Source organism: Bacillus sp. AC266, assembly GCF_979253805.1.
Window position 1 is genome coordinate 1 of record NZ_CEEDEC010000035.1, and the last position, 318, is coordinate 318.

General features: G+C 50.9%; 4 tRNA genes. All 4 read left to right on the plus strand.

From position 1 onward, the window contains the following. The 4 genes from AC0IXC_RS29140 to AC0IXC_RS29155 all read left to right on the plus strand — a co-directional run bounded on the left by AC0IXC_RS29140 (position 1) and on the right by AC0IXC_RS29155 (position 316). A tRNA-Thr gene (locus tag AC0IXC_RS29140) sits at positions 1-76 on the plus strand. A gap of 3 nt (positions 77-79) precedes the next feature. Continuing rightward, a tRNA-Trp gene (locus AC0IXC_RS29145) sits at positions 80-150 on the plus strand. Positions 151-160: 10 nt separating this feature from the next. After that, positions 161-237 (plus strand) — tRNA-Ile (locus AC0IXC_RS29150). 7 nt (positions 238-244) lie between these two features. Continuing rightward, positions 245-316, plus strand: a tRNA-Asn gene (locus AC0IXC_RS29155). Positions 317-318: the final 2 nt, after the last annotated feature.

Sequence of the window (318 nt, forward strand, 5' to 3'; positions counted from 1 at the left end):
GCCGGCTTAGCTCAATTGGTAGAGCAACTGACTTGTAATCAGTAGGTTGGGGGTTCAAGTCCTCTAGCCGGCACCATTTAGGGGCATAGTTTAAAGGTAGAACTGAGGTCTCCAAAACCTCCAGTGTGGGTTCAATTCCTACTGCCCCTGTAAAGTATATGGGCCTATAGCTCAGCTGGTTAGAGCGCACGCCTGATAAGCGTGAGGTCGATGGTTCAAGTCCATTTAGGCCCACCATATATATTCCGCAGTAGCTCAGTGGTAGAGCTATCGGCTGTTAACCGATCGGTCGTAGGTTCGAGTCCTACCTGCGGAGCC